A 7898-nucleotide genomic window follows, 5' to 3' on the forward strand; every position below is an offset into this window, starting at 1 on the left:
GGACGGGCTTCTGGCCGACAGCACCATCGTCATGCTCGACGGCGAACAGGCTTTTGCCAAGATCGACGATCCCGATGCCGAGATCTTCTGGGGCGCCTATCTCGGCACCAAGGATGAGATCGTCAGAGCAGGGCGACTTGGCGACATCGCCACCGACATTCTGACGCTCAGGGCCGAGGCCAGGCAACGGCACGGCTGGATCATGGACATCTATCTCCTGCGCAAGGGACGGGATTTCGAGGAATAGCGGTTCGAAGTCTTTCCATCAGCTTTGCCGGGTCGGCCGCGATCATGTAAGAAATGATCAGAGGATCGAGAATGAACATTAAGGCCGCAAAGGCGAGCGAGAAGACAGGCGAGGCGGATCTGCACGATCGCCGGGCTGCGGAGATGCGCAGGCGCGGCGCCTGCCCCGCCCTTGCCGCGCCCATGCCGACCGGCGACGGCTTGCTGGTCCGGCTGCGGCCGACCGGTGGCGCGTTGACGCTATCACAATTCGCAAGCCTTGCTCGTTCGGCCGCGGTTCATGGAAACGGCATTCTGGAAATCACCGCGCGCGGCAATCTGCAGATCCGCGGGCTGCGCGCCGAGACCGTCGGACAGCTCGCTGCCGATATCGATGCCGCCGGGATCATCATGCCGGACGGACCAGCGATCGAGACATCGCCGCTGCACGGCATCGACCCGGAAGAAATAAGCGACGCTGCCGTAATGGAAATGGCCTTACGCAGCACGCTCCACGATCTGCTCGCCTCGCCGCGGCTCGCCCCGAAACTCTCGCTTGTCGTCGATGGCGGCGGATCCTTCGGCTTGTCAGCAGTCTCCGCCGATATTCGTGTCGCTGCTCAATCCCACACAGATTGGCTTGTCGCGATCAATGGCGACGGTGAAACTGCAATGCTCGTCGCGATCGGTCCTGCAGAGACTGCGATATCGGCCGTCGGCGAAATCCTCAGCCTCTTGGCGACCCTCGGGCAGGGCAGACGGACACGGGATATCGATCCTGCACTTTTGCGGGCGCGGTTTCCCGCGATGGAGGGCATTCCGTTCAATCCGCCCCGCGCAGCAGGGATACCGCTTGCCGGCACGCACAGGCTTGAGGACGGCAAAATCATAATCGGCGTCAGGCCGGAATTCGGGCAGATGAGAGCCTCCGATCTGATCGCTTTGCTTGACCTGGCAAAGGCCCTTGGCGCAACCGCCATCCGGCTTGCACCCGGTCGCGGTTTCTTCCTCATCGGGCTTCCAGCAGATACAGTCCCGGCTATGCAGATCGCCGCCGCTGGACATGGCTTCAGCACCGAGCCTGGCGAGAATACCGAGCATATCGCCGCCTGCGCCGGCGCCGGCGCCTGCGGCTCGGCTTTCTACGAGACGCGGACCCTGGCCCGCCGTATCATTGCCGCGGCACCTGCCCTCTTCGACGGTTCGCTGACGCTGCATCTGTCCGGCTGCGCCAAGGGCTGCGCTCATGCCCGGCCGGCACTGACCCTGACGGGTTCGGCGGAAGGTTATGGCCTCATCCTCAATGGGCTTGCTGCGGATCAGCCGGACGAACGGATCGCTGGCGGTCGGATCGATTTCGCTATAGAGAGGCTCGCCCGGTCCATCGAAGACAACAAAGACGCTGGCGAATCGACCGCCGCCTGCCTTACACGGCTTGGCGCAACCGGCGTTTCGAAGGCGCTGCGACAGGAATAGGAATGCCAGACTACGATTATATCCGCAGCGGCGATGCGATCTACGAGCGTTCCTTTGCCATTATCCGTGCCGAGGCCGATCTTTCGCGCTTCGCCGACGATCAAGCCGAAATCGCCGTGCGCATGATCCATGCCTGCGGGCTGGTCGAGGCGGCCGAGCATTTCCTGTTCTCCGCCGATTTCGTCAGCGCTGCGCGCGACGCGCTGAAGGGTGGGGCGCCGATTTTCTGCGACGCGGAAATGGTATCCCAGGGCGTCACCCGGGCGCGGCTGCCGGCGCTGAACGAGGTGATCTGCACGCTGCGCGATCCCGCGACACCCGAGCTTGCACGCGAGACCGGCAATACCCGCTCGGCTGCCGCCATGCATCTCTGGCTCGATCGGCTCGGCGGCAGCGTTGTCGCGATCGGCAATGCACCGACCGCGCTCTTCCATCTGCTCGAACTCCTGCGCGACGGCGCCCCGAAACCCGCAGCGATCCTCGGCATGCCTGTGGGCTTCGTCGGCGCGGCGGAATCGAAGGATGCGCTGGCGGAAAATTCCTACGGTGTACCCTTTGCCATCGTCCGCGGCCGGCTCGGCGGCAGCGCCATGACCGCAGCCGCCATCAATGCATTGGCGAGGCAGGGCCTATGATGACAAGCGGCCGTCTCATTGGCGTCGGCACGGGTCCCGGCGATCCGGAGCTCCTCACCCTTAAAGCCGTGCGCGCCATCGAAGGCGCGGATGTGATCGCTTATTTCGCCAAGCAGGGCAGGGGCGGCAACGGCAAGGCGATCGTCGAGCCCCTGCTGAAATCCGGGGTGACACTGCTGCCGCTCTTTTATCCGGTGACAACCGAGATCGACAAGAACGACGAACGCTATCAGAGGCTGATCACCCATTTCTATGATCAGTCTGCCAATGCTGTTGCCGGGCATCTCGATGCCGGGCTGACTGTCGCCGTTCTCAGCGAAGGCGATCCGCTCTTCTATGGCTCCTATATGCATCTGCATGTCAGGCTTTCCACGCGCTACCCGACGGAAGTGATCCCGGGCATCAGCGCCATGTCGGGCTGCTGGTCGCTGGCCGGCATGCCGATCGTTCAAGGTGACGACGTGCTTTCCGTACTGCCCGGTACGATGGCCGAGGCCGAGCTGACGCGCCGCCTTGCCGATACGCAGGCCGCCGTCATCATGAAGGTCGGCCGTAATCTGCCGAAGATCCGCCGGGCACTGGCGGCCGCCGGCCGGCTTGCCGAAGCCGTCTATGTCGAGCGCGGCACCATGGCGAATGCAGCGATGGAAAAGCTTGCCGACAGGACCGACGGCGATGCACCGTATTTTTCGCTCGTGCTGGTGCCGGGCTGGGAGGGCAGCCGATGAGCGGCAGGCTTTTCGTGATCGGCACAGGTCCCGGCAACCCCGAGCAGATGACGCCGGAAGCGCTGGCTGCAGTCGATGCGGCGACGGATTTCTTCGGCTACGGACCTTATCTCGACAGGCTGGAGCTCCGCCACGATCAGTTGCGGCATGCCTCGGACAATCGCGAGGAGCTCGGCAGGGCAGGGGCAGCACTCGCCATGGCAGCTGATGGCGCCAAGGTCTGCGTCGTCTCCGGCGGCGACCCCGGCGTCTTCGCCATGGCGGCCGCGGTCTGCGAAGCGATCGAGAACGGGCCGGCCGCATGGCGCGCGGTCGATCTCATCATCCTGCCCGGCATCACGGCGATGCTGGCGGTGGCAGCAAGAGCCGGCGCCCCGCTTGGCCACGACTTCTGCGCCATATCGCTATCTGACAACCTAAAGCCTTGGAATATAATAGAAAACCGTCTTATATTGGCGGCAAAGGCAGGTTTTGTCATCGCGCTCTATAACCCGATCAGCCGGGCGCGGCCCTGGCAGCTCGGCGAAGCCTTCAAGCTGTTGCGTGACCATCTGCCTGCCGCAACGCCGGTTATTTTCGGGCGTGCGGCCGGGCGCCCGGACGAACGCATCGCCGTCCAGCAGCTGTCGCAGGCAGATGCGTCGATTGCCGATATGGCGACCTGCATCATCATCGGCTCGGCCGAAACACGCATCGTCACACGGCCAGGCCGGCTGGACCTCGTCTATACGCCGCGTTTCATGGCGGGGGGGAACAGGTGATCGATCACCGCCAGCGCTGCCTCGATAGTGTCGACCGCCTTGACGATCGGGGCCGGGGCGCGCGCGACCATCATCACCTCGATACCGAGCAGGCGGGCTGCCTCGATCTTCGCATAGGTGGCGGCACCACCGCTGTTCTTGGCTACGATGGCGTCGATGTGGTGATGCCTCAGCAGATCGCATTCACCGTCCAGCGTGAACGGACCACGCTCGAGGATGTACTCGACATTATCAAGCGCAAGCGGCGGTTTGACGGGATCGACGCTGCGGACGAGGTAGTGATGCTGCGGTGCGGCTTCCGCATGATGTGCGCCCTGGCGACCCGTCGCCAGGAAGACATGGCGGGGGGAGGGGCCGAGCGCTTCGATGGCAGCCGGAATGCTCTGCACCTCCTGCCAGCGATCGCCCGGCCGGCGGTGCCATTCGGGACGGCGCAAAGCGATGGCAGCAATGCCGGTGGTCTCGGCCGCAAACGCGGCATTGGCCGAAATGCGCTCGGCGAAGGGGTGCGTGGCGTCGATCAACAGACCATATCCGCCGGCCTTGAGGAAATCGGCAAGTGCGGCAGCGCCGCCGAAACCGCCGATACGAACTGGAACAGGCTGCGCGGCCGGTTTTTCGGTGCGGCCGGCAAGCGACAACAAAACATCGCAATCGTCACGCGCTGCCAGCGCCTCGGCCAGCAGCCGCGCCTCGCCGGTGCCGCCAAGGATCAGGATGCGGGGTCTTCCCATGTCTGATGTCTCTCCTGCGTCCGGCCAGCGCTGGCTGACTATTATCGGCATCGGCGAAGATGGTCCAGAAGGGTTGGGCGAGGAGGCGAAGAGGCTGATTGCGACCGCACCCGCCGTCTTCGGCGGCGCACGGCACCATGCGCTTGCCGCGTCGCTGATCACGGGCGAAAGGCTTTCCTGGCAGAGCCCGTTCGAGCGCTCGGTCGAAGCCGTCGTTAACAGGCGCGGCACGCCGGTTGTCGTGCTCGCCTCCGGCGATCCCTTTCTCTACGGCGTCGGCGCAACGCTTTCCCGCCATGTGGCGGCGGAAGAGATGCGCACCATCCCGGCGCCCTCGGCCTTCACCCTTGCCGCATCCCGCCTTGGCTGGCCGCTGCAGGAGGTCGCGACCATCTCGCTGCATGGACGGCCGATCGACCTGATCCGGCCGCATCTGCACGCCGGGCGGCGCATCCTCGCGCTGACTTCGGACGAGAAGGGGCCTGGCGATCTGGCTGCGCTGCTGACTGCCGCTGGCTTCGGTCAGTCGCAACTTACCGTGCTCGAGGCGCTTGGCGGCGCTCGGGAACGGCAGAGAAGCGTGGCGGCGACGGATTTCGGCCTCCTGGACATCGATCCCCTGAATGTCTGCGCCGTCGATGTTGCGGCAGGGGAGGGGGCTCGCATCCTGCCGTTTGCCGCCGGGCTCGAGGATGAGCTGTTCGAGCATGATGGGCAGATCACCAAACGTGAAATCCGGGCGATGACGCTTTCGGCGCTCGCGCCGCGTCATGGCGAACTGCTCTGGGATATCGGCGCGGGCTCGGGATCGATCGGCATCGAATGGATGCTGGCCGATCCCAGCCTGAAGGCAATCGCCGTCGAACAGTCGCCGGAGCGGGCCGCGCGGATCGCCCGCAACGCAGCCGCCTTCGGCGTGCCGCATCTTGCTGTCGTCGAAGGTGCAGCACCCCTCACGCTGAAGGACCTGCCGGAACCGGATGTGATCTTCCTCGGCGGCGGCGGCAGCGAGCCGGGTGTTGTCGATGCTGCGATCGCCGCGCTGAAGCGGGGAGGGCGGCTCGTTGCCAATGCCGTGACGCTGGAGATGGAAGCGGTACTGCTCGCTGAACATGGCAAACGCGGCGGCTTCCTCACGCGGATCGAAATATCGCGCGCACAGCCTGTCGGCGGCATGAGCGGCTGGCGGCCGGCGATGCCGGTGACGCAGTGGCGCTGGATAAAAGGATGAAGAGATGACGGTGCATTTCATCGGCGCGGGACCAGGTGCTGCGGATCTGATCACGGTGCGTGGCCGCGATCTCATCGCCCGTTGCCCGGTCTGCCTTTATGCCGGCTCGATCGTCTCGCCCGGACTGCTGCAATATTGCCCGCCGGACGCACGCATCGTCGATACGGCGCCGATGTCGCTCGATGAGATCGAGGCGGAATATCTTCGCGCCGCCGCGGCCGACCAGGATGTCGCCCGGCTGCATTCCGGCGATCTCTCCGTCTGGAGTGCGGTCGCCGAGCAGGTGCGCCGGCTTCAAAAACACGGCATCGACTATACGATGACGCCAGGCGTTCCGGCCTTTGCCGCCGCAGCCGCAGCGCTCGGCCGAGAACTGACGATCCCGGCTGTGGCCCAAAGCCTGGTGCTGACCCGCGTGTCCGGCCGCGCGTCACCGATGCCGAACGACGAGACACTGGCGAAGTTCGGCGCGACGGGCGCCACGCTGTCGATCCATCTGGCCATCCACGCGCTGAAGCAAGTGGTCGAAGAGTTGACACCGCTTTACGGCGTCGACTGCCCCGTCGCGATCGTCGTCAAGGCCTCCTGGCCGGACGAGCGCATCCTGCGCGGCACGCTTGCCGATATCGAGGCAAAGGTTGCAGCCGAACCGATCGAACGCACGGCAATCATCTTCGTCGGCCCTTCGCTTGCGGCCGAGGATTTTCGCGAGAGCTCACTCTATGATCCGGCCTATCAACGCCGGTTCAGAGGCAGGGAATAACGTCAGGCAATTGGCCGCGCCAGCGCGGCCAATCGTGACAATCGTCCCCGTCCAGTCCCACCGCCGATGGCGGCATCAGGCGACGTTTCGCCCAGGTCTCAAACCCGCGCGCTGAGGTAATCCATGCTGGCACGAAGCGCACCGGCCGGGTCCTTGACCGCATGAACTTCCGCGGCAAAGGGTTCAAAGGAGAACGGACCCTGATAGCCCGCCTGCAGCAGCGCCCTGATCTGCCCGGCATTATCGAGCCGGTCGTCGCCGTCCACGAGCACGCGATGGGAATCGCGCATATCGGCAACGGAAACGGAAGCATCGCTGACCCCGGAAATGTGGACGAGGCCGGCCAGCTCAGGAAAGGTCGCCGCTTCGCCGGCAAGGTGATGGTGGAAGGTGTCGTGGACAAGCCTGAAGGTCGATTCCGCGCCGAGCTCCCTGATTGCCTCGGCCGCCTCGGTCTTCGAGCGCAGTGAGCAGATCTCGAAGCCGAGCGGCTCGACGAGACCGATAATGCCGGCCTCCTCGAGCATCGGCTTCAACGCGGCCAGAGACTGGCGCAGATTGGCCTGCCGTTCGCCATCGGCGCAGCCGGTGCCATCATTCTTCGGCACGAGGACGAGCGCCTTGGCGCCGGATGCGCCGGCATAATCGATCAGTTCCTGTGCTTCGGCGGCGCGGGTGGCATTCCACTCGTTGAAGCGCTGCAGGGCGTTGATCGAGATGATCGTCACGCCATGGCGGGCGGCGGCCTCCCTGATCACCTCGGGTTTGGTGCCGTCGAGAATGGCATTGCCGGAAAGGTCGTTGCGGATCTCGACGGCATCGATGCCGAGCGATCGGGCCAGCGCGAAGAAATCGTCGATGGCCAGCGACGGCGCGGCCATATGATTGAGCGCAAAACGGATCGACGTCATGATCGGTATCTCCTCCTGATCTCCGCGTCAGGGCGGAGCGGTCCTCGTGAATGGGTCGGCGAATCTCTATCGGAATTCGCGTCGCAATCCATCCGTCATCGCCGGCGCCGGCTTTCATTGCTGAGAGAATGTCGAACGGAATGATGGAATTCCATCATTGCTTAGATGTTCTCCGAAATATGAATATCGAAAGGCAGGAAGAGCTGTCCGGGAACAGCCGTTTCACCGTTTTCGATGGCACCCGTCATCAAGACCATCAACTCCTTACAGAGAGCGGGCAGGGGGGTTCCGATCGCCATAGCGACGATATCGTCGGCAAGGCCGGCTTTGCTGTCGGGCGTCAGTTCGTTGACCACCAGGACGATCTTGCCGCCGACGCCTTCTTCGCGGAATGCCGAAATTGCTCCCTCCATGCCGCCGCCGCAGACATAGAG

8 protein-coding genes and 2 pseudogenes are annotated in these 7898 nt (G+C 64.4%); 7 read left to right on the top strand and 3 right to left on the bottom strand.

Annotated elements, in window-relative coordinates; translation table 11 throughout:
- The 5 genes and pseudogenes from AC1ECN_RS37585 to AC1ECN_RS37605 form a co-directional block, all read left to right on the top strand.
- Nucleotides 1–247, top strand: a pseudogene (locus tag AC1ECN_RS37585) (precorrin-6A synthase (deacetylating)); the annotation flags it as partial.
- A 71-nt stretch (nt 248–318) separates the two neighbouring features.
- Nucleotides 319–1701, top strand: coding sequence for a precorrin-3B synthase (gene cobG / locus AC1ECN_RS37590; protein WP_130673889.1), 1383 nt, complete (start codon nt 319–321; stop codon nt 1699–1701).
- A 2-nt stretch (nt 1702–1703) separates the two neighbouring features.
- A complete protein-coding gene (locus AC1ECN_RS37595) occupies nt 1704–2336 on the top strand; it encodes a precorrin-8X methylmutase (RefSeq protein ID WP_018071589.1) in 633 nt (210 codons plus the stop codon).
- A complete protein-coding gene (locus tag AC1ECN_RS37600) occupies nt 2333–3064 on the top strand; it encodes a precorrin-2 C(20)-methyltransferase (RefSeq protein WP_075224610.1) in 732 nt (243 codons plus the stop codon). The genes AC1ECN_RS37595 and AC1ECN_RS37600 overlap by 4 nt, the downstream gene beginning before the upstream one ends.
- Nucleotides 3061–3825, top strand: coding sequence for a precorrin-3B C(17)-methyltransferase (locus tag AC1ECN_RS37605; RefSeq protein WP_130673890.1), 765 nt, complete (start codon nt 3061–3063; stop codon nt 3823–3825). Before AC1ECN_RS37600 ends, AC1ECN_RS37605 begins: the two co-directional genes overlap by 4 nt.
- On the opposite strand, the gene AC1ECN_RS37610 is transcribed toward AC1ECN_RS37605, so the two are convergent.
- The gene (locus AC1ECN_RS37610; RefSeq protein WP_130673891.1) at nt 3789–4559 is read right to left on the bottom strand and encodes a cobalt-precorrin-6A reductase; all 771 of its coding nucleotides are present in this window, start codon (nt 4557–4559) and stop codon (nt 3789–3791) included. The two genes, AC1ECN_RS37605 and AC1ECN_RS37610, sit on opposite strands and share 37 nt — an antisense overlap.
- On the opposite strand from AC1ECN_RS37610, the gene cbiE reads away from it, so the two are divergent.
- Together cbiE and cobM are read left to right on the top strand one after the other, a co-directional pair.
- Nucleotides 4558–5790 (top strand): precorrin-6y C5,15-methyltransferase (decarboxylating) subunit CbiE, encoded by a 1233-nt coding sequence (gene cbiE / locus AC1ECN_RS37615; protein WP_130673892.1) that lies wholly within the window; start codon nt 4558–4560, stop codon nt 5788–5790. The two genes, AC1ECN_RS37610 and cbiE, sit on opposite strands and share 2 nt — an antisense overlap.
- Before the next feature lie 4 nt (nt 5791–5794).
- Nucleotides 5795–6553 (top strand): precorrin-4 C(11)-methyltransferase, encoded by a 759-nt coding sequence (cobM, locus tag AC1ECN_RS37620; RefSeq protein ID WP_130673893.1) that lies wholly within the window; start codon nt 5795–5797, stop codon nt 6551–6553.
- Nucleotides 6554–6651: 98 nt separating this feature from the next.
- Here the strand turns inward: cobM and AC1ECN_RS37625 are convergent, their stop codons facing one another.
- Together AC1ECN_RS37625 and AC1ECN_RS37630 are read right to left on the bottom strand one after the other, a co-directional pair.
- A complete protein-coding gene (locus AC1ECN_RS37625) occupies nt 6652–7464 on the bottom strand; it encodes a TIM barrel protein (protein ID WP_018071595.1) in 813 nt (270 codons plus the stop codon).
- A 161-nt stretch (nt 7465–7625) separates the two neighbouring features.
- Nucleotides 7626–7898, bottom strand: a pseudogene (locus AC1ECN_RS37630) (LacI family transcriptional regulator); the annotation flags it as partial.

The organism is Rhizobium sp. 01N447_2, from assembly GCF_056399245.1.